The organism is Pseudoalteromonas mucoides (assembly GCF_049257175.1).
Classification (GTDB): Bacteria; Pseudomonadota; Gammaproteobacteria; order Enterobacterales; family Alteromonadaceae; genus Pseudoalteromonas.
The window spans coordinates 15,635-40,377 of sequence record NZ_JBMMUC010000025.1 but is presented as its reverse complement, the minus strand read 5'-3'; the positions used below and the strand labels follow the sequence as shown (position 1 = coordinate 40,377).

At 39.5% G+C, this 24,743-nt stretch carries 20 protein-coding genes; 6 read left to right on the top strand and 14 right to left on the bottom strand.

The genetic code is table 11. The features are described from left to right. Positions 1 to 9: 9 nt before the first annotated feature. Both AAEU30_RS20565 and AAEU30_RS20560 read right to left on the bottom strand, forming a co-directional pair. Positions 10 to 960 carry a hypothetical protein gene (locus AAEU30_RS20565; RefSeq protein WP_421962160.1) on the bottom strand — a complete coding sequence of 317 codons (951 nt, stop codon included), beginning with the start codon at positions 958 to 960 and terminating at the stop codon, positions 10 to 12. Further along, a complete protein-coding gene (locus tag AAEU30_RS20560) occupies positions 953 to 1,846 on the bottom strand; it encodes a hypothetical protein (RefSeq protein ID WP_421962159.1) in 894 nt (297 codons plus the stop codon). The genes AAEU30_RS20565 and AAEU30_RS20560 overlap by 8 nt, the downstream gene beginning before the upstream one ends. Positions 1,847 to 2,067: 221 nt before the next feature. Between AAEU30_RS20560 and AAEU30_RS20555 the strand changes: the two genes are divergently transcribed. Continuing rightward, positions 2,068 to 2,934 carry a S1/P1 nuclease gene (locus AAEU30_RS20555; protein ID WP_421962158.1) on the top strand — a complete coding sequence of 289 codons (867 nt, stop codon included), beginning with the start codon at positions 2,068 to 2,070 and terminating at the stop codon, positions 2,932 to 2,934. A 234-nt stretch (positions 2,935 to 3,168) separates the two neighbouring features. Beyond that, positions 3,169 to 6,342 (top strand): TonB-dependent receptor, encoded by a 3,174-nt coding sequence (locus tag AAEU30_RS20550; protein ID WP_421962157.1) that lies wholly within the window; start codon positions 3,169 to 3,171, stop codon positions 6,340 to 6,342. Positions 6,343 to 6,390: 48 nt separating this feature from the next. Here the strand turns inward: AAEU30_RS20550 and AAEU30_RS20545 are convergent, their stop codons facing one another. After that, on the bottom strand, positions 6,391 to 6,822 hold the full coding sequence (locus AAEU30_RS20545; RefSeq protein WP_421962156.1) for a MarR family winged helix-turn-helix transcriptional regulator: 432 nt from the start codon (positions 6,820 to 6,822) through the stop codon (positions 6,391 to 6,393). A gap of 131 nt (positions 6,823 to 6,953) precedes the next feature. On the opposite strand from AAEU30_RS20545, the gene hmgA reads away from it, so the two are divergent. Both hmgA and maiA read left to right on the top strand, forming a co-directional pair. Continuing rightward, a complete protein-coding gene (gene hmgA / locus AAEU30_RS20540) occupies positions 6,954 to 8,246 on the top strand; it encodes a homogentisate 1,2-dioxygenase (protein ID WP_421962155.1) in 1,293 nt (430 codons plus the stop codon). Between the two features lie 12 nt (positions 8,247 to 8,258). Then, positions 8,259 to 8,888 carry a maleylacetoacetate isomerase gene (maiA, locus tag AAEU30_RS20535; protein WP_421962154.1) on the top strand — a complete coding sequence of 210 codons (630 nt, stop codon included), beginning with the start codon at positions 8,259 to 8,261 and terminating at the stop codon, positions 8,886 to 8,888. On the opposite strand, the gene AAEU30_RS20530 is transcribed toward maiA, so the two are convergent. Next, entirely contained in the window at positions 8,885 to 9,118 is a 234-nt protein-coding gene (locus tag AAEU30_RS20530; RefSeq protein WP_421962153.1) for a TIGR02647 family protein, read from the bottom strand. The genes maiA and AAEU30_RS20530 overlap by 4 nt on opposite strands. A 97-nt stretch (positions 9,119 to 9,215) precedes the next feature. Between AAEU30_RS20530 and AAEU30_RS20525 the strand changes: the two genes are divergently transcribed. Then, the gene (locus AAEU30_RS20525; protein WP_421962152.1) at positions 9,216 to 9,518 is read left to right on the top strand and encodes a DUF1496 domain-containing protein; all 303 of its coding nucleotides are present in this window, start codon (positions 9,216 to 9,218) and stop codon (positions 9,516 to 9,518) included. Between the two features lie 60 nt (positions 9,519 to 9,578). Further along, a complete protein-coding gene (locus tag AAEU30_RS20520; protein WP_421962151.1) occupies positions 9,579 to 9,842 on the top strand; it encodes a VF530 family protein in 264 nt (87 codons plus the stop codon). Positions 9,843 to 9,853: 11 nt separating this feature from the next. On the opposite strand, the gene AAEU30_RS20515 is transcribed toward AAEU30_RS20520, so the two are convergent. The 10 genes from AAEU30_RS20515 to AAEU30_RS20470 all read right to left on the bottom strand — a co-directional run bounded on the left by AAEU30_RS20515 (position 9,854) and on the right by AAEU30_RS20470 (position 24,646). Then, positions 9,854 to 11,476, bottom strand: coding sequence for a diacylglycerol kinase family protein (locus tag AAEU30_RS20515; protein WP_421962150.1), 1,623 nt, complete (start codon positions 11,474 to 11,476; stop codon positions 9,854 to 9,856). A gap of 273 nt (positions 11,477 to 11,749) precedes the next feature. Continuing rightward, positions 11,750 to 12,757: a branched-chain amino acid aminotransferase gene (locus AAEU30_RS20510; protein WP_421962174.1), complete on the bottom strand. Its 1,008-nt coding sequence runs from the start codon at positions 12,755 to 12,757 to the stop codon at positions 11,750 to 11,752. A gap of 162 nt (positions 12,758 to 12,919) precedes the next feature. Next, the gene (locus tag AAEU30_RS20505) at positions 12,920 to 13,537 is read right to left on the bottom strand and encodes a TetR/AcrR family transcriptional regulator (RefSeq protein ID WP_421962149.1); all 618 of its coding nucleotides are present in this window, start codon (positions 13,535 to 13,537) and stop codon (positions 12,920 to 12,922) included. A gap of 122 nt (positions 13,538 to 13,659) precedes the next feature. Next, positions 13,660 to 15,075 (bottom strand): efflux transporter outer membrane subunit, encoded by a 1,416-nt coding sequence (locus AAEU30_RS20500; protein ID WP_421962148.1) that lies wholly within the window; start codon positions 15,073 to 15,075, stop codon positions 13,660 to 13,662. Continuing rightward, the gene (locus AAEU30_RS20495; protein WP_421962147.1) at positions 15,065 to 18,205 is read right to left on the bottom strand and encodes an efflux RND transporter permease subunit; all 3,141 of its coding nucleotides are present in this window, start codon (positions 18,203 to 18,205) and stop codon (positions 15,065 to 15,067) included. Before AAEU30_RS20495 ends, AAEU30_RS20500 begins: the two co-directional genes overlap by 11 nt. A gap of 12 nt (positions 18,206 to 18,217) precedes the next feature. Further along, entirely contained in the window at positions 18,218 to 19,375 is a 1,158-nt protein-coding gene (locus AAEU30_RS20490) for an efflux RND transporter periplasmic adaptor subunit (protein WP_421962146.1), read from the bottom strand. Positions 19,376 to 19,605: 230 nt separating this feature from the next. After that, a complete protein-coding gene (locus AAEU30_RS20485; RefSeq protein ID WP_421962145.1) occupies positions 19,606 to 21,204 on the bottom strand; it encodes a type 1 glutamine amidotransferase family protein in 1,599 nt (532 codons plus the stop codon). A 100-nt stretch (positions 21,205 to 21,304) separates the two neighbouring features. Beyond that, positions 21,305 to 22,582 (bottom strand): polyamine export protein PaeA, encoded by a 1,278-nt coding sequence (gene paeA, locus AAEU30_RS20480; protein ID WP_421962144.1) that lies wholly within the window; start codon positions 22,580 to 22,582, stop codon positions 21,305 to 21,307. Positions 22,583 to 22,714: 132 nt separating this feature from the next. Further along, a complete protein-coding gene (locus tag AAEU30_RS20475) occupies positions 22,715 to 23,404 on the bottom strand; it encodes a substrate-binding periplasmic protein (RefSeq protein WP_421962143.1) in 690 nt (229 codons plus the stop codon). A 132-nt stretch (positions 23,405 to 23,536) separates the two neighbouring features. Beyond that, positions 23,537 to 24,646 (bottom strand): arginase family protein, encoded by a 1,110-nt coding sequence (locus AAEU30_RS20470; RefSeq protein WP_421962142.1) that lies wholly within the window; start codon positions 24,644 to 24,646, stop codon positions 23,537 to 23,539. Between the last annotated feature and the right edge of the window lie 97 nt (positions 24,647 to 24,743).

Below are 24,743 nucleotides of genomic sequence, written 5' to 3'. Positions count from 1 at the left end.
TGCTCAACTTTATTTACCAACCACCTCAATATCATCGCTACTTATCTGGCTTAAACCATAACTATGTAAACGAGACCGTGACCCCTCACCATGTGCTTTTGGTGGGTAGTACACTCCTTTTGATTCTGGGTGCGCTATCAAAACTTCGTCAAGTGCAGCTCTGATCTCACTCAGCGTTTTCTCAAGGCTGTTAGTAAAATTAGGCCGCTTGCGTATAGTATGCCCGAGCTCTGTAAGTCGGTAGAAATATTTATTCGCTATCTCTAATAGTTCTTCTGGTACGTCTTTATTCTGATTCAACAGCACATCAGGATTATCGATACAAAAATCTATCAGCGCTAAATAAAAGCAAAGTGGTTTATTGGCTAATACAACACTTACTTCCGGATTTTTGCTGTTAACAACCGTCTTGGTATTTAAATTTATGATTAGTTTTAATGGTTCAGGGTCTTTTAATATGGCAGCATCTTTACGCTTTGAATTTTCACCAGATTTCGAGTTGTTTATTTGTTTAGCCCAACATCCAAACCCAATAGCTACCCCTGCTAAAATTATTAGTATAAACACATCATTGCGCTGCCAAAAACGTTGTTCTAGGTGGAATTTTACAACAATATTTTCGTCGCTGGTGAGCAAGTGCCTTTCTATATGCTCATACTGAGCCACATCGTCATGTAAAAAAAACACATCACCAATTGCTACAAGCCGCATATTACTTCTAGGTGCGATCGCGTTATTTATACTTTCGATATAATCTTTTACTGCCTCATCATTACCTGAATGCCTTAAAAAAGTATTAGATAAATCAAGCCTTGGTAGATCCAAAGCTATTCGGGTTTTGATTTGTGAAACTAAATGGTTATTTAAATTTTTTTGCTTTAAATAACTAGCCGTTTTAAAAATAACTAAAGAGGTTATAAAGATCAATAAAATAGTTACCTGTATCATTCGCTTACTCATCTTCACCTCCTAAAAATACAATTTCAGAACCACTACACTGCCAATAGGGTCTTACATCGTTAAAGTAGATTGATGTTTGTGATTTTGATAAATCGAGTAAACGCGTTTGAATTGCACAGAGTAAATCAGTATTCTCATGATCCATTTTTAAATACCAACGTGTTCCAACAATGTTATTACTAATTGGCGTTATGTAGTTTTTCGAGAAGTGATGTTGATCATCGTTTTTCCAGAACGATGCTATAATATCAACCTGCCCATTAGCGAGTAACTCTCTTAATTCACTGTGGGAGCTTGCATATGTGATCTTCAAATTTGCTAAGTTTATATCTAAGTCTTTAAATTTTTGCTTAGGCAATATATGCCCTGAACGGCTTGTAGGGTAATCTAATAAACCAATTCTTTTGTCTAAAAAGTATTCTTTAGTTATTTTTGGCTTTTCTTTGGCTGATATAAAAAATGCAGTGTAGCTAGGAAATCCTACAATGGGTTGGTAATTATAAGTAGATTCGGCCTTAAAAGCCGACATAATATTATCTTTTGCTAAGATCAGATCAGCAATACCTTTTCCAATAAACTCTATGCTATCCGCAGTTCTGTATCCCCAAAACCCCACGACTTCGCCATACTGCTTTGCTACCACAGCATCTTTACATAAGCTGTCTATTAAAGCATTTACAACCTTCTTAGAGCTAGCATAAACAATCAATTCTTTGGCATTTTTATTCGCATTAGTACTACATCTACTCGACGTATCAATTATAGGCTTGAGTGCAACCAACTCTTCAGTAAGATGAACTCTGCTAAACGACCACAGCACTACAAAAAACAGTAGTAAAACAGTAACAAATGTAGATTCTGATAAGACAAGCCGTTTAATTTTCAAATCTTCAACAATTAAAAATAGAACACCCCCCTATTTGAACAATATTAATTACTTATTACAATAGGTAATTTTACCTATCGAATTTAACGTATTGATATTTAATTACTTAAAATAAGTAAACATGAATACTTTTGAGTCCTTTCTATTTCTTTACAAAAAAAGCACAATTAGCAGCTAAGAATATTGCGCTAAGCAGTGAATTTATTTTTAGGAAAATATGAATGTTCAGTAAATTAATTATCGGACTAAGTTATCTCTTTGCCATTTCCACTCTTTTTACAGCACAAAGTGCCCTAGCTTGGGGCCAAAATGGCCATAGAATTGTCGGTCAAATTGCCGATAACCATATAACTATGCAAACCAGAGAATCACTTGCTGAGCTCTTAGAAGATGAAAGCCTTGCGCAAATATCAACATGGGCTGATGAGATGCGCTCAAATCCAGAACCTTTTTGGCAAAAAAAATCTTCACGCTGGCATTATATTAATGCACCTACCGGTTCTTCATCTTTTACTCACGATCACTCCCACAAATTAAACAAAGATAATGTTGAAAATATCTTAGATGGTATGTACTTCGCTATAGAGACTTTAAAAGACGAGAAAAGTTCGCTTGATGCTAAACGTTTTAGTCTACGCTTCTTGGTACACCTAGTAGGAGACAGTCATCAACCTTTTCATGCTGGTCGTGCAGCTGACAGAGGTGGAAACCGAATTAAAGTAACTTTCTTTGGTGAAGAAACTAATTTGCACTCTTTATGGGATACAAAATTAGTCGAAAATGAAAATTTGTCATTTACAGAATTTGCTCAGTTTATTGATACAAATAATGCAGAAATAATCGCAGATTACCTTGCCAGCAACCCAGAACAATGGCTAACAGAGTCCCATAATTTAGCGACTAAATTATACAACATGGATTCTGATGAAATCAGCTATAGCTATATTTATAACAACACACCAATAATAAAAACTCGCTTACAGCAAGCAGGTATAAGACTCGCAGGATTATTGAATAGTTTATTTGATAATTCAGCAAAACCGTTAGAAAAGGCACTTAAGATGCCAACTAACAAATATAAGCAATAAATCTTATAGGTTTTCATGAAAATGTCATGTTAACTAATTAAAATAATACTTAAGTCAATATAACATCGAAAAACTGTAAGTTTGATCTAAACTGTCTTTATTGCGGATTTATGTAAACTGTAATTTATTTGCAATAAAACTTTAGTTACAATTTACATGTCAGCGAAAACTGACGTTTTTACGATAATATAGACTAAAAATATAATACATAACCTTAACACGGGAAAAAACGAAATGAAAATTCAACTACGCAAAACGGCTATTTCACTTGCTATTGCAGCTTGTGTTGGCGCAAGTGGCGCTGCTTTTGCAAACGATACAACGTCATCTGTTAAAGGCACAATATCAAGCCCTAGTGGCAACCCAGCTGCAAACACTAAACTTGTAATCGTTCACGAACCAACAGGTACTAAACGTGTTGTTACGACAAATGATACAGGTACTTTTAATGCTGCTGGTCTTCGTGTAGGTGGTCCTTACACAATTACTATTGACTCAGATACGTTTCGTGATGTTGAAATAAATAATGTTTATTTATCACTTGGTGAAACTCGCCGTTTAGATACACAGCTAGAAAGCGATGACATGGAGTCAATTATTGTAACTGGCACGCCTGTTCTTTTTAATTCATCTGCAAATGATTCATATTATGGCTCGGGTACAATTCAAGCTACCCCTTCTATTGGTCGTGATATTAAAGATGTTGTCCGTAATAACCCATTAGTTGTAGTTCAGCCAGGTAACGAAAGTTCAATGTCAGTTGCAGGTGCTAACCCGCGAACAAATTCAATCACTGTTGACGGCATACCTCTTAATGATGATTTCGGTCTTAACGGTAATGGTTACCCAACTCAACGTAACCCTTTCCCTATGGATGCGTTGGATCAAGTTTCTGTTTCTGTTGCACCTGTAAACGCGAAATCTAGTGGTTTCACTGGGGGCAACGTTGACGCCGTATTTAAATCAGGAACGAATGAAATTCATGGTAGTGTATTTTACGAGAAAATGAGCAGTGATTGGGCCGGCACACCTAAAAATGATGGTCAAGATGTTGAATTAGATTTCGAAGAAAAAAACTATGGTGCTTCTTTTGGTGCTCCAATTATTAAAGATAAGTTATTTTTCTTTGGTGCATATGAAAAATTTGAGTCTCCTAAGCAAATTGAATATGGTCCTGGTAATACATCTATAGGTTCTAATAAAACAACAGCTACTTCTGCTGATTTAGATGCAGTACGTAAAATTGCAAATGATGTTTACGGTATCTCTGATATAGGTTCTGTTGATACAAAACCAGCGCTAGAAGATGAAAAATACATCGCTAAAGTTGATTGGAATATCAATGATATGCACCGTGCTAACTTCGTTTATATGCATAGCGAAGGTAACGATACTCGTAATATGACCTCTAACGAAAGCGAACTTCGCTTAAGTACTCAGTGGTATAATAAAACTGAAGAGTTAAATAATTACAGCACGACATTATATTCTGATTGGACTGATAGTTTCTCAACACAAATAAGCGCGACAAAAAAATCTGTTGATACAGCTCAAGTATCTTTACAAGAAAACCTAGGCTTAAGTGATGTAACGATTGACAATATAGATGTTGATGGAGATGGTAAAACTGCCACTATCGCGTTTGGTTCTGACGAAAGCCGCCATTCAAACTCTTTAAGTAATGATTTATTCACATTAAAATTTGATGCTACTTATTTAATGGATGAACATACCATTGAGTTTGGTGTTAAATACGATGAATTAGATATTTTTAATCAATACCTTCCGGCTGCTAAAGGTGTGGTTTCTTTTGATAGCTTAGAAGACTTCCGTAACATGGATATAAGCCGTTACACTTACGCCAATGGTGTAGGCAACAACCCTGATTTAGTCGCATCAAGCTTTACTCGTAAAGATTTCGCAATTTATGTAAATGATACGTGGGACTTTAGTGACAACCTTCAATTTTCTGCTGGCTTGCGTTATGAGCGTTTAGGCTCTGACGATGTGCCGACACTTAATCCAAACCTTGAAAGTAAAACGGGCTATGATAATACAGAAAACCTTGATGGTGCTGATATTTTCTTACCTAGAGCAGGGTTCACATACTACTTAAATGATGATGTTACTATTCGTGGTAGTGTTGGACGTTATTCTGGTGGCAATCCAAATGTATGGATCTCTAACTCTTACTCTAATGATGGAATTAGTAAACAAGAGTATGGTTTTAACTCTAAGTATGATGACCCAATCAACATCTCTGGTTCAATACTAACAACGCCACCGGGTGCAGCAATTGATGCCATCAATAATGCAACAGATGGTTCTGTTTCTAACTTTATAGATCCTGATTTTGACCTTCCATCTCAGTGGACTACTATGCTAAATGCGGATGTTAACCTTGATATTCCTTACTTAGGAGAAGGCTTCGCGTGGACAACAACGGCTATTTACACCAAAAAAGAGAATTCAGCTGAGTGGATTAATGCTGCATTATCTGAAGATGATGTAATTGGTTATACCAGCGATGGTTCATTACCATTATACAACACGTCTGACTTGGAAATCATGCTGACAAATGCTACAGATGATGGTCGCTCTATCATTTTAAGTACTGGTATTAGTAAATCGTGGGATAATGGCTTTAAGTTTGATGCATCTTATACACATCAAGATATTACTGATGGAAACCCTGGAGGCTCTTCAACTGCTCGAAGTAATTATCGTTATGGCCACTTTGGGGATCATCAGGTAACTCAAGTTGGTACATCAAACTATGAAACTGAGCATAGATTTGTTCTTAATTTGGGTTATACTGCTGAGCTTATTACAAAGTATAAAACAACATTAAATTTATTCTTTGAACGCCGTTCAGGCTCTCCTTATTCACAACTTGCTGACTTAACAGCCTTACCAAGTGGTGGCTTCTTTGACCAAGACCTAATTCAACCTACAGGCAATGGAACTACGTTCGGTGGTAACTACCCAGTTTATGTACCGACAGCTAATGATCCAAATGTACGCTATGAAGGAATTACTGAAGAAGAAGCACTTGCTTATTTTGATAAGCTAGGATTATCAGGTTCTGCTGGTAGCGTTGTTGCCAAAAACAGCGCCAACACACCATGGATCACGTCTATGGATTTATATGTTTCACAAGAGATTCCTGGCTTCTTCTCTGATGACCGTGGTGAGTTCTACTTTGTTATCGATAACTTACTTAACCTAATTGATTCATCTAAGGGTAAAGTATATCAGCAAGGTAATAGCACAAGTGAAATCATTAAAATGGATATTGACCCGCAAACTGGTCAATATGTTTATGGCGCACCGAATGATGATGGATACTCATTTGAAGCGACTGATTCAGCTTATAGAATTAAGCTTGGTGTTCGTTACACGTTCTAATGTGATATATTAAATTAGTTTATTCGAAAGCCCACTTTGTGGGCTTTTTTATGCCTGTAATTTGTTTTTTAATTTATCAAAAATAGCGATTAATTGATGTTGTTCATCATTAGAAAGGCAGCTTAATAATGCTTGCTCCCATTGCTGTGCTTGTGGTGTTATTTTTTCGAACAGAATTCTTCCACTTTCGCTAAGTACTAATAGTGTGGCACGTTTATCATCATTATTCACTTCACTGCAAATAAGACCGCTCTTTATCAGCGCCTTTACCGCTCTTGAGACCGTCGATTTATCCATCGCTGCTTGCTCGCACAGAGCTTTGGCGTTACTTTGGCCAAATTGGGCTAAATTAAATAAAATGCGCCACTGAGGAATAGTTAAATCACTTTGCTGTTGATATACAGGCGCAAACTCTTCACTCATTTTGCTGGCTAAATTTGCTAATCGATAAGGTAAAAAAGTGTCTAGATTGAGTGCCATATAGTTGTTTACCTTCTTAGTTTACAACGTAACATTGCTTGTCCATAAATATGTACAGTGAGTAAAAATGAGATGTTTGAATTTACTCTCACTTGAGAGTATCTTACAGTAAAACATAATGGAGTCGAGTGATGACAAGCGAATTAAAATACATGACCGGGTTTGGCAATGAGTTTGAAACCGAAGCGTTACCCGGTGCCCTACCTATTGGTCAGTTTAGTCCACAAAAAATAAAATATGATTTATATGCTGAACAATTTAGTACCACCGCATTTACCGCGCCACGTGCTGATAACCGTCGTACGTGGATGTATCGTATTCGCCCATCGGTTGTACAAGGTGATTACAAAGCAATTGATAATGGTTTGATTCGTACAGCGCCTATCACTGAAGTCCCTACTCCACCAACCATGCTGCGCTGGAACCCAATTGATATTCCTTCTAAAGCAACTGATTTTGTCGATGGCCTAGTAACCATGGCCGCTAATGGCAGCGCTAATGGCCAGACTGGTATTGGTATCCATGTGTATGTTGCGAACCAATCTATGACAACGCGGTATTTTTATAATGCCGATGGTGAAATGTTATTTGTGCCGCAACAAGGTGAGTTATTACTCAAAACAGAGTGTGGCCATTTAACTATTAAAGCTGGAGAAATTGCAGTCATTCCACGAGGTATTAAATTCCAAGTGGTGCTATTAACTGACACAGTACGTGGTTATATTTGTGAAAACTATGGTCATGCTTATGTTTTACCTGAGCGTGGTCCTGTAGGTGCAAATGGCTATGCCAATGATCGTGACTTTCACTACCCTGTCGCCGCCTATGAAGACAAAGAAGGTGACTTTGAACTAGTCGCAAAATTTAACGGCAATATGTTTAGTTGCGATATTGGTCACTCACCGCTTGACGTTGTAGCATGGACAGGTAATAGTGCGCCTTATAAATATGACCTTGCACGCTTTAATGTAATGAATACGGTGAGTTTCGATCACCCTGATCCATCCATATTTACCGTACTTACTTCGCCATCAGCTACAGAGGGTGTTGCTAATATTGACTTTGCAATCTTCCCTCCGCGCTGGATGGTGGCCGAAAACACCTTCCGTCCACCTTACTACCACCGCAATATTATGAGTGAATTTATGGGCTTGATCGAAGGTGTTTACGATGCCAAAGAGCATGGTTTTGTTCCCGGCGGTATGAGTTTACATAATTGTATGTCACCTCATGGGCCTGAAGCCGATGTATTTGAAAAAGCATCAAATGCAGAGCTTGAACCACAACGCTATGAGAACACCCTCGCGTTTATGTTTGAATCTCGCTATGTGATTTCCCCAACTAAATATGCCCTTGAAGGCAAAGAACGCCAACCAAACTACACTGATTGCTGGCGTACAATTAAAAAACACTTTAAAGCTTAAAGAGGCTATTTTATGAAACTGTATACTTATTTTCGTTCATCTGCTGCTTATCGTGTGCGTATTGCGCTTAATTTAAAAGAAATTGAGCATGAACTTGTTGCTGTTAACTTATTAAAGTCTGAGCAGCAAAGTGCAGAATATCTCGACAAAAACCCGCAAGGTTTATTGCCAGCGCTTGAGACAGATCAAGGCGTCCTCGCACAATCAATGGCTATTTTAGAGTACTTAGAAGAAACCTACCCACAAACACCTTTACTGTTAGGCGATGCATGGCAAAAAGCGCAAATTCGTAACCTATGCTATGCCATTGCTTGCGATATTCACCCGGTGGATAATTTACGAGTGCTAAAGTATTTAAGTACTGAGTTGGGTGTTGATGATGAAGCTAAAAATGCCTGGTATCGTCACTGGGTTGAAGTGGGCTTTGAAAAAATAGAGTTATTACTTGATGCTAAATATGAATACTGTGTCGGTGATAAACCGAGCCTGGCTGATGTGTGTTTAGTACCACAAGTGTTTAATGCTCTGCGGTTTAACGTTGATATGACTGCTTATCCTAAAATAGCAGCCATTTATGAGCGCTGTAATAAATTGGCTGCATTTAGTAATGCAGCCCCGCAAAACCAACCCGATGCTACTTAACAGCTCAATGCACTGTGTAGCACACTAATATGCTCAATTAAATCTAAGCCCAGATCAGTTAAATAACCACCATCTGGGCTATCTATAATTCCTTTCTCAAATAAGCGTTGCGCTGCACTTATTAGGTTTTCGTTCGCATCGCTGTGTATTTTTATTCCTTGCATTTTGCTACTGCGCGGAAACTTAGCGAGCAGTTCAAATTCATCAATCATTAATTGGTTAAATTGCATGTGTTCACCTTGCTTTAAGAAAATTATTATTTTGTTGCTTATTTACCCTAACACGCTTTAAGCTTAGTGTAGTTATTTTTTAATGCAAAGGCTGAGTATGCGAATTTTAAATATTATAGGTATCTGTTTTGTCAGTTTAATTTACTCAGTAAATAGTTTTAGCAATACGTCAGAAGCACGGCTATTGTTAACCCCTGAAGATGCATTAACTCAACATGCTATTTGTTGGTATGAAGACAAACGTTACAGCGAAGGAGCTATCATCAGCCTGGCTAATGTTCGCTTAATGTGCGCAGCGAAAAACCCTAATCATAATAACAGTGCACTTCGCTGGTTAATACTCAATGATAAAAATGAAGTTATTTACCCGCCAAGAACAAAAACTATTCGGGTCAACTAATTGGTATCAATACCTAGTTAGGCTACAATAGCGACGAATTTTTTAACGTTACAGTGAATTATGAATCAACAAGCAAATAACCCATTACATGGTATTACTTTAGAACAAATCGTAGTAAAACTTGAACAAACACTTGGCTGGAAAGTCATGGGCGAACAAGTTGATATTCGCTGCTTTAAATCAGACCCAAGTGTAAAATCAAGCCTAAAATTTTTACGAAAAACTCCATGGGCAAGAGCAAAAGTTGAACAACTTTATTTAGATAATTGCGTCGATACAAAGCCGCAAGCTAGCGGCTTTGTTTGGCCTAGTATTAAAAAGTAAGGTCATTGATCTTACTCTGTTTCGGCACAAATAACTGCAAGCGAGTTAGGCTCTATCTCAATGACTAGCTCATCTGCAGTTTTAATTTCGCCATCAAGTACGTATTTAATTTCACCATCAGCGTTTATTACTACCCGTTTCGCATTCGTATGATGTGAATTTATCGCTAAATGTGTTTGTGTCATACAGCTTACCATTAGCTCTGCAATACTAAATACATTCGTCGTGGCATCTTCATTGGGCGTTAGCCAGTTAATATCTAGTAAGCCATCGCTGTGATCGGGCTGTCCGCCGCCTTGTGCAAGTAACGTTGTAAATGGTGCTGCATTTGCGACAATTAAACTATTTGTATTGATCGTACGAGGCTCGTTATCGTCTAGCTGTACATTAAAATTTTGCGCCTTTTGCTGGCCTAAAGCCTGCCAAAACCCTTGTAAATACGCTAATTGACCAACCGCATTTTTACTTTCTCGATCTGCTTTTTCAATCATTTTTTGCTCAAAACCAATACCAGCCAATAAGAGCATTAGCTCATCATTACAGTAAGCGGTATCCATTAATTGAGTTTGCCCATCAATAATCAAATCACACGCAGTTTCTACCGGAATTATTTTTGATTTAATGCCCATCAACACGTGCGCAAGTGCATTGGCTGTGCCAAGGGGGATAATCCCTAGCTTGCAGTCTGAGTTAACTAATACACTCGCGACCTCAGCAACTGTACCGTCGCCACCACAGGCGATTATCAAATTAGGGTTGTTTTGCATAGCTTGCTTGGCAAGCACTATACCATTTTGTTCTTTTGAGGTGGTTAAAACGGTTAAATCATAATAAGCAGATAAACGTGCAACGATAAGATGTTCTTTTTCTTGCCACAATTTAGTACCAGAGACTGGGTTGGCAATTAAAACCGCTTTATTTTTAATCAGTAACTCACCGTTACGATGGCGCTTAACTAAGTGGCGTAACTGGTGCTTATTTAAATTAGCTGTTTCTCTGGTTTCTTTAATTTGTGCAAGCACTTTATGCACATCAGCGTCTTTATCTTGGCTCAATAGGTATGCCGCCATCACAAAGACTGAGCGACCACGTCCTAACGCACAATGTACTACAACACGGCGATCTTCTTTAACGTGATGATCAATCCAGTTAATTGCTTGATTAAGCTGAGATCGAGTAGGTACTCGATGATCAAGCACAGGGATATTTAAGTAATTAATGTTCTCTTGCGTAGATGACCATTCTAACCCGTCAAATTCACAGGTAACATCTAAAATAGCCGTTATGCCATGTTCTTTCATGGTATCGATATCAGAAGGAAATAAACGGCAAGCTAAAAAAAGATGATCATTTATTTGTTGCAGTGGTGGCACTTTATCGTGTTTACGGCTCCAAGCATTATAAACCTGAGCACCCAATAAAAATGGTACGAACGCCCAGCGAATGTAAAACGGGATCACGCCATTTTCACGTTTACGGAAAATCTTTGCGATATTAAAAACGTAAGCGCCGCCTACAAGCAACAACGATAAGGCAGTCCAATAAAAAAGAAAAGAGAAATAACTTGGGCTAACCTGCCAACCCATAATAATAAAAACGATTGCCAACAATATATAACTAACTGCCGCCCACATACATGCTCCTTTGTTATTCATTTTTGCGGTTATCTGTCTTTAATTTGCAAATAATGCTTAATGACAAAAACCTTTTCTTACAACAAACAACTGCAATAATTAAACCGTCGTTGAAACGTTTAAAATCTCATTTATTCAATAGATTAGTAATTCCACTGATTTTTCTTCTAGGTTATTTTTACACACAACTGTGACTAACTTACAGTCAAAGGATAGATGACAGGCATAAAAAAACCTAGGAGCTAAGCCTAGGTTTTTCAAATGCATGGGCGTTTACACGTCGATTTTAGTTAACCAGCCATGCGTGTCTTGTGCTTTGCCCCATTGAATATCATTAAGAGCTTGGCGTAATCGCATTGTGGTCGGGCCCGGTTTACCGCTGCCGACTTGGTATTCTTTATCGTTATGAATAAACGTACCAACTGGTGTTAAAACTGCCGCAGTGCCTGAAAGCGCAGCTTCAGTACCTGGCTTTGCAGCGCGCTCTAGTAACTCAGTAACGGTAAAGTTGCGCTCAGACACCGTCATACCTAAATCTTTGGCAATTGTTAAAATACTATTGCGAGTTACACCATGTAAAAACGTGCTATCAAGTGCTTTAGTAATAATTTCATCGCCATCGATTAAGATAAAATTAGCCGCGCCGGTCTCTTGTACATCACCACCTGGGCAAAATAAAATTTGGTCTGCTTGGTATTTGTCTCGTGCAGCAGAAATAGGCGCTAACGCACTGGCATAGTTACCACCACTTTTAACCATTCCCATATGCGGAGCACAGCGCATACCATCTTCTTCTAACAATACTCGCAGAGCAGTCGCACCACCAGCAAAGTAATCACCTACTGGCGATAATAATACATATAACAATGAGCTAAGTGAGGGGACAGCCGCTTTACCAATCGCAGCTTCAGTGCCTATATGAGTCGGGCGAATATACATTGAGCCTGGTGGTAATGGCGTTTCATCGGCATATTCTTTGACGATATCAGTGATCATCTTTTCAAGCTTTGCGCCTTCAAAGCTTGGTAAGCTCAATAACTGCGAGCTTTGTTGCATTCGAGCAATATTGGCTTCCATTCTAAAAATGTATACAGAGCCATCATCATGACGAAAAGCTTTTAAACCTTCAAAACATGTACTTGAATAGTGAAGAACGTGTGCCCCTGCGTGGAGTTCTATTTTATCAGAAGGAACAATTTCGCTTTCACTCCAAGCATTATCCGTAAAACGAGCTTGGATCATTTGTGGCATAAATACGGTACCAAATGCTGCCATTTTAATCTCTCTTAATGTTGTCTGCTTTTCCTACAGTGTATTACATTCACACACTGTTTAACCATAGCTAAAATAGGGCTTTTAGCATAGATAACCTGAATTTTTGCGCCTTAAGCTAATATTCACCACCATTGTTCTTATTTCATACATTAAAATATAGCATGACCATTATTCAAAAGAAGTCAGTAATGTTTTCATCGCTGGACGCAATGCAATTAACAATGTGTCTTTGTTAACACTGGGGTTCAATGTTTTACGCAATAATAAGCCAGTCATCGCAGCAAACATTATTTCAATTCGGCTATCTATTTCTGTCGCTGACGCAGCTTTTAATGGACTACGCTCACCAACTAATAAGCTACGCATTTTCGCTCTAGCTAATGCATCCGAGTCACGAAGTAAGGTGGCTACTTTTTCATTACGTGCCGCCTCTGCCAGCATTTCGAGATCAAGTGAACCTTGATTTATATCTGTATGGCGCTCAACACCATGGTCAAGACCATCTAATAGAACCGTCACTAAATCACCAGGCTGATCCTCAAACTGCTGAAAAATTGAGAACATTTCTTCCATGTCACGTTCAATTATTGATTCTATAATTGCTTCTTTACTGGCAAAATAATTGTAAATATGCCCAGCACTCATACCCGCCGTTTTTGATATTTCAGCCATACCAGCACCGTGATAACCTTTACGTTTAAAGCAATCAGCAGCAGCTGCTAAAACTTGCTCTCTACGAGCTTGCGCTAAAGCTGGATCGGTCTTTCTTTTGGTTTTCGTATTCATGGTATCCTCGAAAAGCCATGCTTCTCTTTTTTTAACCTAGGAAGTTTAAACTAGTTTACACGATCTTAACGACAGGATTCCTGCTATACAACGAAAATCATGTAAACTAGGTTTAAAATAGCTTATTGAGAGTATTGTTCAGGCTCAGGGCGTTGCCAACCACCGCCTACTGCTTTGTATAAGCTAATTTGACTTGCAATATAGGCCTTTTTCCCGGTGATCAGCTGCTGCCCTGCACTCACCCAGTTTCTTTGCGCATCCAGTACTTGTAAGTAGCTGTCAGCCCCTTTTTCAAATCGCGCTTGTGATAATGTAAAGGTCACTTGGTTACTGTTATAAAGCTCCTCAAGCGCTGCTAACTGCTGCATATAGCCTGCTCTATCCGCTAATGAGTCAGACACTTCCTTAAATGCTTGCTGAATTGTTTGCTCATAAGTTGTTAAAGCGATCTCTTGTTGAGCTTGAGCGACATCTAAGTTTGCTTGGTTACGTCCCATATTAAAAATCGGTAAATTTATCGAAGGCACAAAACTCCATGTACCCGAGCCGGACGAAAACAAGTTATCTAAATCCGCTGATGCAGTACCGGCATTAGCGGTTAAACTAATACTTGGAAAAAACGCGGCTTTTGCTATACCTATATTGGCATTGGCTGCGAGTAAACGATATTCAGCCGCTTTAATATCTGGACGCTGCTCTAATAATTCAGACGGTAAACCCACGGGAACGGCTGGAAAATTAAGCACTTCATCTACGCTTTGTTCAGGTAGCAACTCAGTGGACACCACTTTTCCCACCAGTAAATCTAACGCGTTTTTATCGCGCTTTAATAAACGTTGATAATTGGCAATATCCACTTTCGCAGTGGCAACCGTGCTTTGTACTTGTGCCAGACTTAACTTAGAAGCTGCGCCAAGTGCATAGGTTTTCTCCATTAATTCAAGGGACTCTTGCTGGCTGGAAAGCGTTTCATGAGCAAGTGCCAATAGCTCTTTATCGGCTGCATAGTTAAGCCAAGCATTCACAATTTCTGCAATTAAACTAATTTTAACACTGGTTTGTGCTTGCTCTGAGGCATACAAAGTTTGTAATGCTTGATCTGACTGATTACGTACTTTTCCCCATAAGTCCAACTCGTAGGCCGTCATGCCTACAGTCGCAGAATAACTCTCGCTTATATTCGCACTGCCCGTTGATGACAAATCAGCTGGTAGGCGCTGACGAGTCCCCGAGGCTGAAAAGTCAATCGAAGGATACAAGGCTGAGTCTTCTATTTGATATAGCGCTCTAACTTGCTGCACGTTAAGCGCAGCAAGTTTAATGTCTTTATTATGCGTTAAAGTTTGTTCAATTAAGGTTTGCAGCTTTTCATTATTAAAAAACTGCTGCCACTTTAAATCGGCAATATTACCTTTTTCACTCTTTATCGAATAACTATCTGGCACTGGTAGCTTGATATCTTCAAGCTCTGGCGCCATCTGACACGCACTCAATACCAGTGCACTGATACTTGCCAGGCTCAATGTTTTAAACTTCATTTGATTGCTCCTGCGCTACGGCTTTATGTTTACCCGGAAACACCCGTCTAACTAACACAAAGAATAACGGTACAAATATCACCACAATAATTGATGACGCTAGTGTGCCGCCAATGACTGAAATACCTAACGCATTTTGCGCACCTGACCCCGCACTAGATGCTATAGCCAGTGGTAATACGCCACACACAAACGCCATTGATGTCATTAATATTGGCCTTAAACGTAATTTCACCGCAGCAATAGCAGCATCAACGAGCTCCATCCCTTCGTCCATCTTATGAATAGCAAACTCAACGATTAATATCGCATTTTTGGAAGCAAGACCAATGGTCGTCAGTAAACCAACTTGTAGGTAAATGTCGTTTGATAAACCCGCCACAAAGGCCGCCATAGCAGCACCAAATACACCTAATGGAACGATCATCATAACTGCAGCAGGAACAGACCAACTTTCATAAAGTGCCGCTAAACATAAAAACACCACCAATAATGATAACGCATAAAGCATAGGTGCTTGGCCACCACTTAAACGCTCTTCATAAGAGATACCCGTCCATTCAAACGCAATACCCGCAGGCAGTTTCTTGACTAGCTTTTCAATTTCATCCATGGCTTGACCAGTACTGTATCCAGGCGCAGCAGCACCCTGAATTTCCATCGCTGAAAAGCCATTGTAACGCTCCAGACGCGGTGAACCATAGGTCCAATAAGACTGAGCAAACGCAGTAAATGGCACCATGTCACCGTTACTGTTACGGACATACCATTTGTCTAAGTCTTCAGGGGCCATGCGTGATTCAGCCGTACCTTGCAGATAAACTTTTTTAACCCGTCCACGGTCAATAAAGTCATTCACATAACGACTACCCCATGCCGTTGAAAGCGTACTGTTGATGTCAGCTTGAGTCAGACCTAACGCTTGAGCTTTTGCTAAATCAATATCGAGCTCTAGTTCAGGTTTATCTTCTTGCCCATTTGGACGAACACCCGCTAAAACAGGGCTTTGAGCAGCCATCCCTAACAACATATTACGTGCTTCAAGTAATTTATCGTGGCCTAATCCGACGCGATCTTGTAAAAACAGAGTAAAACCATTTGCTGTACCAAGCTCAACGACCGCAGGCGGTGGAAAAGCAAATACAAACGCTTCTTTAATCGTTGAGAAAAAGCCCATTGCTTTACCCGCAACCGCACCAACAGCTAAGTCGTCGCGCTGACGCTCATCCCAATGTTTTAAACCAACAAAGCCAATCGCCGCATTTTGTCCAGAACCTGCAAAACTAAACCCTGTTACACTAAACACAGAGCGCACAGCTTCAGACTGGTCTTCTAAGTAATGCTTTTCCATTTTCTCAACTACTTTAAGCGTTTGCTCAGTTGTTGAACCTGCCGGTAAACTCACCTGGTTAAATAAAATACCTTGGTCTTCATCAGGTAAAAAAGCAGAAGGAAGTTGCGAGAATATAAACACCATTCCGCCAACAATTAAGCCGTAGCATAAAAGGTAACGTTTACTGTGCTTAATCATTCGCCCTACAAAGCTTTGCGCACCGTTATTTGTTTTATCAAAACCACGGTTGAAGCCAATAAAGAAACGACCAAATAGTGACTTGTTATTATGTACATGGCTTGGCTTTAGCATAGTTGCACACAATGCAGGGGTTAATATCAGTGCCACTAAAACAGATAAACTCATCGCTGTTACTAAAGTCACTGAGAACTGACGGTAAATAACCCCAGTAGAGCCCGCAAAGAATGCCATTGGTACAAATACGGCCGACAACACCATGGCAATACCCACTAGTGCGCCTTTAATTTCATCCATTGATTTACGTGTTGCTTCAAGCGGTGAGAGCTTCTCTTCGGTCATGACCCGCTCTACGTTTTCAACCACCACAATGGCATCATCCACCAGCAAGCCGATAGCCAGTACCATAGCAAACATGGTTAATGTATTAATTGAATAGCCCAGTACTTGTAACACAGCAAATGTACCCAGCAACACCACAGGCACCGCAATGGTTGGGATCAGGGTTGCACGGAAATTTTGTAAGAACAGATACATAACCACAAATACAAGCACCACGGCTTCGACTAATGTACTGACTACTTTTTCAATTGATAAGGTAACAAATGGCGTTGTATCGTAAGGAATAACTACCGCTAACCCTTCAGGGAAAAATGGCTCCAGCTCTGCCAATGCTGCTTTTACACCTTGTGCGGTATCAAGCGCATTTGCACCACTGGCAAGCTTAATACCTAAACCAGAGGCAGGTTTACCGTTAAAGCGAGCAACAACAGCGTAGCTTTCACCGCCGAGCTCTACTTTAGCCACATCAGATAAGCGAACCACAGAGCCGTCATCATTAGTTTTCACAAAAATATTTCTAAATTGCTCAGGAGTTTGTAAGCGACTTTGCGCTGTCACTGTGGCGTTTAACTGTTGCCCTGCAACGGCAGGTAATGCACCTAACTGACCGGCTGAAACTTGTGCATTTTGTGCACTGATTGACGCACTAATATCCGCTGGCGTGAGCTCATATTTTTGCAACATGTTAGGGTCTAGCCAGATACGCATTGCGTATTGCGAGCCAAATAACTGTACTTCACCCACACCATTCACACGCGAGACAATGTCTTGCACATTTGACGCAACATAATCACCAATATCGATGTTATTCATGCTGCCATCTTCAGAGACAAAACCCGCCACCATTAAAAAGTTACGTGCTGATTTTGCAACAGCTACACCTTGACGCTGAACCTCTTCAGGCAATAAGGGTGTTGCCAAAGCTAGCTTATTTTGCACTTGAACTTGCGCAATATCTGGGTCGGTATCAGCATCAAAAGTTAGTGTTAAAGTTGCAGAACCATTTGATTCAGAGGTAGATGACATATAGAGCAAGCCATCTAAACCTTTCATTTTTTGCTCAATAACCTGAGTTACTGTGTCTTCAAGTGTTTGTGCAGACGCGCCCGGGTAGCTTGCTTGAATACTAATTGCAGGTGGTGCAATTGACGGATATTGAGCAACAGGTAGCCCCCGTACTGCTAATATCCCAGCGAGCATCACTACAATAGCTAACACCCATGCAAAAATGGGTCTATCGATAAAAAATCGTGACATTAAATTGCTCCGTTATTGTGTATTAGCAGAAGATTCAGCGGGAACAGCGCTAACTGGTGCGCCAGGTGCTATTTTTTGTAAGCCTTCTACAATGAGTTTATCGCCATCGTTTAGGCCATCGGTAATCAACCAGTTAGAACCGATTGTACGATCCGTTTTTAAAACGCGAGGCTCAACAGTATTGTCTTTACTAACAACCATTGCAGTGGGTTCACCTTTGGTATTTCGGCTAATACCGCGCTGCGGGGCTAAAATCGCATTAGTCTTTACACCCTCAACAATCACAGCGCGAACATACATGCCAGGTAATAATAGTTTTTCAGGGTTTGGAAATTCAGCACGGAGCGTTACCGAGCCAGTGCTTGGATCAACCGTTACTTCTGAGAATTGTAACGTCCCTTTATGCGGATAAGTCGAGCCATCTTCCATTTTCAATTCAACTTTAGAGTGCAATGCCATGTCTTTATCAAGCTCGCCACTGGCAATGGCTTTTTTCAAGCGAGTTAGCTCACTGCTAGATTGAGTTAAATCGACATAGATAGGATCTAGTTGCGTTACCGTGGCAAGTGCCGTAGTTTGGTTTGCACTGACTAAAGCCCCTGCCGTCACATTTGATTTGCCAATTTGACCACTAATTGGTGACTTAACTTTGCTGTAGTCCAAGTTAATTTTCGCTGTTTTAAGTTGCGCTTGAGCAGTCAATAAATCAGCTTCAGCGCCCTTATAACTGGCATCTGCTTCGTCAAAGTCTTGCTGGCTTACCGCCTTAATTTTTAATAGTTCATCATAGCGTTCAGACTTTGCTTTAGCATTCGCAATACTCGCTTTCGCTTTAGTAATTGCTGCTTTGCTCGTTGCTACTTGCGCTTCAAATGTTGATGCGTCTATTTGGTAAAGAGCTTGGCCTTTTTTAACTTCAGCCCCTTGGGTAAATAAACGAGACTGAATAATGCCACTCACTTGCGGGCGAATTTCAGCTACTTGCGATGCCGCAACACGCCCTGGTAACTCTTTGGTTAAGGTTAATGGCTGACTTTTAAGTGTGATCACCCCAACCGGCACTGCTTGTTTGGCCTGTTGGCTTACTTGAGGACTCTGATCGCAACCAGATAAAATAACTGCACTGGCTAAAGCTGACACTGCAAAAAGAACGACGCGAGAACGCTGCATGAAAACTACCTTTAATTTAGAATGAACGATCATTCTAAATTAAATTATTTAGAGATCCAATATTAATTAAGAATTATTTGCATAACTTTACAATGTGGTTTTGAGAAAATGCATGAGAAGTATGTAAAAAAGGAATCTACAACGTAACCCTATATAAAAGAGTACAGGCTATTAATTAAAAAAGGAGCTCTGTACTTGAGCTCCTTTGAGTATTTTCTTGGGTATAAAGCTTAATTGATTTCAGAGAACTTGAGCGCTAATTGCTCAATAGCACAGCCGTATCGACTAGCATTAATGCGCTTATATGAGGTTTCATCCGTCGCATTCAAACTCACCAAGAACGCTCCTTGCTGGCCCACTGCAGTTGTATCTTGGCTTAAACACAAGGCCTGCGTTAATGAACGTAATTTATTATCCGTTAATATATTATTGAAGCGCTGCATCGGCAGGCTCGGTATCTTGATGTTTGGTAGAGCATTCTCAGTACTGCGCTGATTTAAACTAAACCTTTGTTTATTATAGTTAAATACACTTCCTGATGGCCAATAAGAATAACGATAAGATTGCGCCTGCTCTAAGGTTAAACCTATGACACCTCGCTCACCTAATACCGTAAGTACATTACCTTCATTTGATTTGATCACGACCAAAGAGGTATTAGCGTCAATACCCAGCCCCACATGTTGGTTAGTTGTCTCAAGGGATGTAGCTAACAAAGCAAGGCTGTTTGTTTCACTAAACTGGCTTTTCAGAAATGCGTATTCGACACTTTCAAGCCCAGGCTTAGTTTTAACTTTTTTGTTTATTAACACATCAGCTGCTCTTTGTGGTTTATTTTCGATGTGTTGTACTGCAACAAACTCGGCATTTTTATTTTCAGCAATTAATACTGGAACATCGCGAACAGCACTTGTCCATGGGTAAGCCTTACCATCGGGGTTATAAAAGCTTGCACTAAGGTTATGTGTATTGCTGTTATTACCCGCCAAAACAATACCAGTACTGTTATTAATTTTTTCTATTAATGACTCAACCCCTTGCTCACAGAGTCTACGCTCAGTATTGACGCGCTTAGGGAACACAGCCTCTCTGTTATACAGCCCCATGTGTTTATGCCGAAACTGCTCAAGTTGACCACATTGCCCTTGAGTTAACGCCGTTGCTAATGCAGGCGTTAAGGCGAGCCACTCTACTGCCACTCCCATTTGCGATAAGACAGTCTCATAGTAACTTGCTGTAAAGTAAGGGTCTCGACTAGTTGCGCTTACCACTAACAGTTTAGGGTTTTCAGCTTTTACTTTTAAGCTCGCAGCAATAAATTTGTAGCTATCCTCCAGCCAAAGCTGATCTGCTTTACTATTTTTTAAATCAATATTAAGTACGCGCCCTTGCCCATCTGGTTGAGCAACTTGCAGCATATCAATCACATAATCAAACTCAAGTTGAGTTAATTCACTCATTTGTTGGCTTGCAATATCACGCCATGCCCACAACAACTCCCTTTTAGAAAGTAATGTTTGGTGAGTTTTTAATAACGTATTTAAATTGGTGATTGTTGCTGTTAGATGGCTTTTATTTGCTGTTGGCCAATCTTTTTTTATTTGCCCAATAGAATCTGTAGAAAGCGCATATAGCGCACTTTTTTCATCCCTTAACGGCGCATCTAATTTACAAAACTGTGGGCTTAAGGTAGTACAGGTTTCAATTGCACTGCCCATCATAATTAAGGTCTGTTCATTATTCTTGGCAGTTGCACTGTTAAAATTGATGAGCGATAAAAATAGTAGAATATTGGGTGTAATACGAGATACAAGCGAAGACAACGCCATGGTTAACCTTAGAGCAATTAATTAAAACACTGCCTGTATTGTTAACGATCTCGTTATCAACAACAAGCAGGTTTTAAAAAATCTTAAACACATCGATGTGTTAGCTAATTTTACTTACTAATAACTGTTCGACTCTAATACCTTCTACATCAACCACTTCAAACTTAAAGCCAGAAAAAGTAATATACTCAGCACGTTTAGGAATGCGTTTCATTGAGTAAATTAAATACCCTGCCACGGTTTCGTAATGCATTTGATCCGGAAATTCATCAATTTCAAGTACTTTAGCCAGCTCAACCACCGGGGTTAAGCCATCCACAAGCCACGAGTTTTCGTCTCGCGCAATGATCAGCTCATCGCCTGTGTGGGTTATTAAATCCCCCATAAAGCCTTTCAGTAAATCTTTTACGGTAACAATACCGACCACCAACGCATACTCATTTACAACGACAGCAAACGGTTTGGCCGCAGCTTTAAATGCGTTTAACGCCTCAGATAAACTGAGTGTTTCAGGCAAATAAAGAGTTTCTTTTTCTAATAAGTCTTCATTAATGTTTGCCACTTCGCCTTTAAGTACTTGGCGTAATATATCTTTTGATTCAACAGAGCCAATGAGTTTATCCAGATTGCCATTACATACTAAAAAATGGTTATGGGGATGCTCAATAATTTTGCAGGCAATATCAACGCTGGCTTCATTTATATCAAAATAAACAATTTGATCACGGGGTGTCATTACGCTTGATAAAAACCGTGCCTCTAAGTCAAATACATTGCCAATTAAGTCATATTCTTGCTGCTGTAAACTGCCATACTCAGCACCCGCATCCATCATCGCAACAATATCTTCAGTAGTGACAATATCTTCACGTTCTGCAGGCACTTTAAATAATCTTAAAATTAAATTAGTCAGGCCATTAAAAAACATTACAAACGGTGTAAGGGCAAACGTAACCCAGCGCATCAAGTTAACCAACCTAACAGCAACGGCTTCAGGCATGATCATCGCTAAGCGTTTAGGCATTAAATCAGCAAATAAAATGAACAGTGACGTAATAGTAAAAAACGAAATTAAAAAGCTGATTTGTCCAAGTAAAGGACCTTGATAAATCATCACCAAAACTCGCTCTACATAAGGAGAAAGGGCTTGCTCACCAACAATTCCTCCTAAAATGGCAATCGCATTAAGGGCTATTTGGATCATGGCAAAAAATGCGCCAGGCTGTTCCTGCAGTTTTAATACGGCAGCTGCGTTTGCATTACCTTCATCAGCCATCACTCTTAGCTTTATCTTACGCGATGCGGCTATAGCAATTTCCGACATAGCGAATAACGCACTGATCAAGATCAATAACCCAATCCCGATTAAATCACCCATTTAACACTCCAACAATAAGCGCTTTTATAAGCAAAAGCAGCTGGATTATAGGCTCTTTTTTAAACACAGCAATTTATATTTTAATTATCTTTAAAGTTATTAAATTACATAAACTTAGATAGGTATGATTGACTATAAAGCAGAAAACACACGGGTCAGCTCTAACTTAGATACTTTGTCTAACGCTTTATTGCAAGCAAAGTACAATGATGGCTGTTTAATATTAAGTTTTAACACAGGTTGTAGGCTATCTGCTGTGGGCTGAGATTGTTGCTCAAAGTCAGCTCGCTGTTTAGGTAAGATCACAAGATCGATACTATTTTTACGACTATGAACAATATTAAATATGTTATCAAAGCTATCCATAGCCAGTAAGTTTTTACCTTCTTCAAAGCCTTGAGATGATAAGTACTGATGACTATAGTTATCTTTAAGTACGGCAACACGATACTGTTTAGCTTGCTCTAAGTTATCGAACTGAATATTTTTAGAGTTTAGAGCGTAAAAGTTGGTAGTGAGTTCAGCTAACTCCGCAATCCAAAGTAGCTTATCTTCGCGCTCTTTAGAACGTGTTACCGAAAAAATACAGGTTTGTGGGTCGCGCAGGGCAGTATTAAATGCAGTACTCCAACTATGTACTGAAATTGCATAATCAATTGAAGATGCATCTAGGGCTTTACGTACCTTTTCAACAACATGGCCCGTTAGTTGATTATTATCGTCAATATATTGCGCAGGAGGAAAGTTTTCCGTAACGATATTGAGCTTAGCAAAGCATTGCGGGCTCAAAATAACCAATAGTAACAAATTCCATTTAACCACTTTAGTCCTCGCATTTTAGTAACTGATTTTACATCAAGCTGTGAATTGCAGTCTAAATATAGCGCTAATTTACTGATAAGTGAATAAAAAACAGGCCATAACAGCCTGTTTTTAAGATTTTTCTCTAAAAGGTTATCTGTTCATTGCATTGATTAAAAATGCTGAAATTTTTGCACCTTCCCTCAGCGTGGTTTCTGAGCTTGATTGACCTACTAATGAACTGTCGGTAAATGGCGCTATTTCCATCATATCAGCACCCGTTATTGGAAACTCATCAGCCAATGCTGCTAGGATATCTAACGCGTGCTTTGGCGTTAGACCATTACCTTCGGGAGTACCCGTTGCCGAAGCAAATTCTTCATCTAGAGCGTCAATATCAAAGCTTACATAGAGTTCGTCTACATTATCAGCTTTTAATTGAGCAATCACTTCACTGGCAATTTCTTGTGCGCCACGTTCAATGATTTCATGCGCCCAATGTTGTTTTACACCAAACGTTGACTCCCAATGTTCCTTTGGCTTACCGCTTGAGCGAATACCAAACTGAATAAGATGATGCGGCGCAGGTAAAAATTCTAAAATATGTGTACACCATGAACCAAAACATAAATCGATACCCAAGCGCTCAACCAATAAATCAGTATGGGCATCAAAATGGATGATGGCTGTACGTTTTCCTTGATCACGTTTTGCTTTTAAATATGCTTTAGTAAGTGGGTAACTAATTGAATGATCGCCACCAATACCAAAGATACCTTTATCGCTAAACGTAGCATAAAAGCTGTCACAAACATCTTCAGTAATTGACAGTGGGCTCACGTAATAATCACTATTAGGATTATCATAGAGCGCCTTTTGACAATTGCTAATCGTTGCGTCATTTAAGTATTTATCATGCAGTAAATGTGGGATAACACGTACATCACCTAAGTCAAAAGATTTCGCTTGGGGTTGTTGGTCAATCAAAGTGGAACGCAAAAATAACGGTCCCCAGTTTGCGCCACGTAAAATACCTCCGCCACAATCAGAGCTAATACCCAGAGTCACGGCTTTAAAAGGGCTGTCGGATAAAGTATCGAGTGAATCACGCCATAAAGTGTCAACATTATCTTCTTGACCATACAGTTTATTGCGTAACGCCGCTTTGCGCTCTTTTGCAGTATTAACAGTGAAAACTCCATCACCCGGTGGACATAAACAGTGTTCAACTTTGCTTTTAAATGTTTGCCATTGTGTGCTCATTACGATTCCTTACTCTGTGTTTTTGCGTAGTTATGCAAAAAGGACGCTGTTGAAAATAAATTTAATAAAACCTTCATGGTGGTCATTTCATAAAACA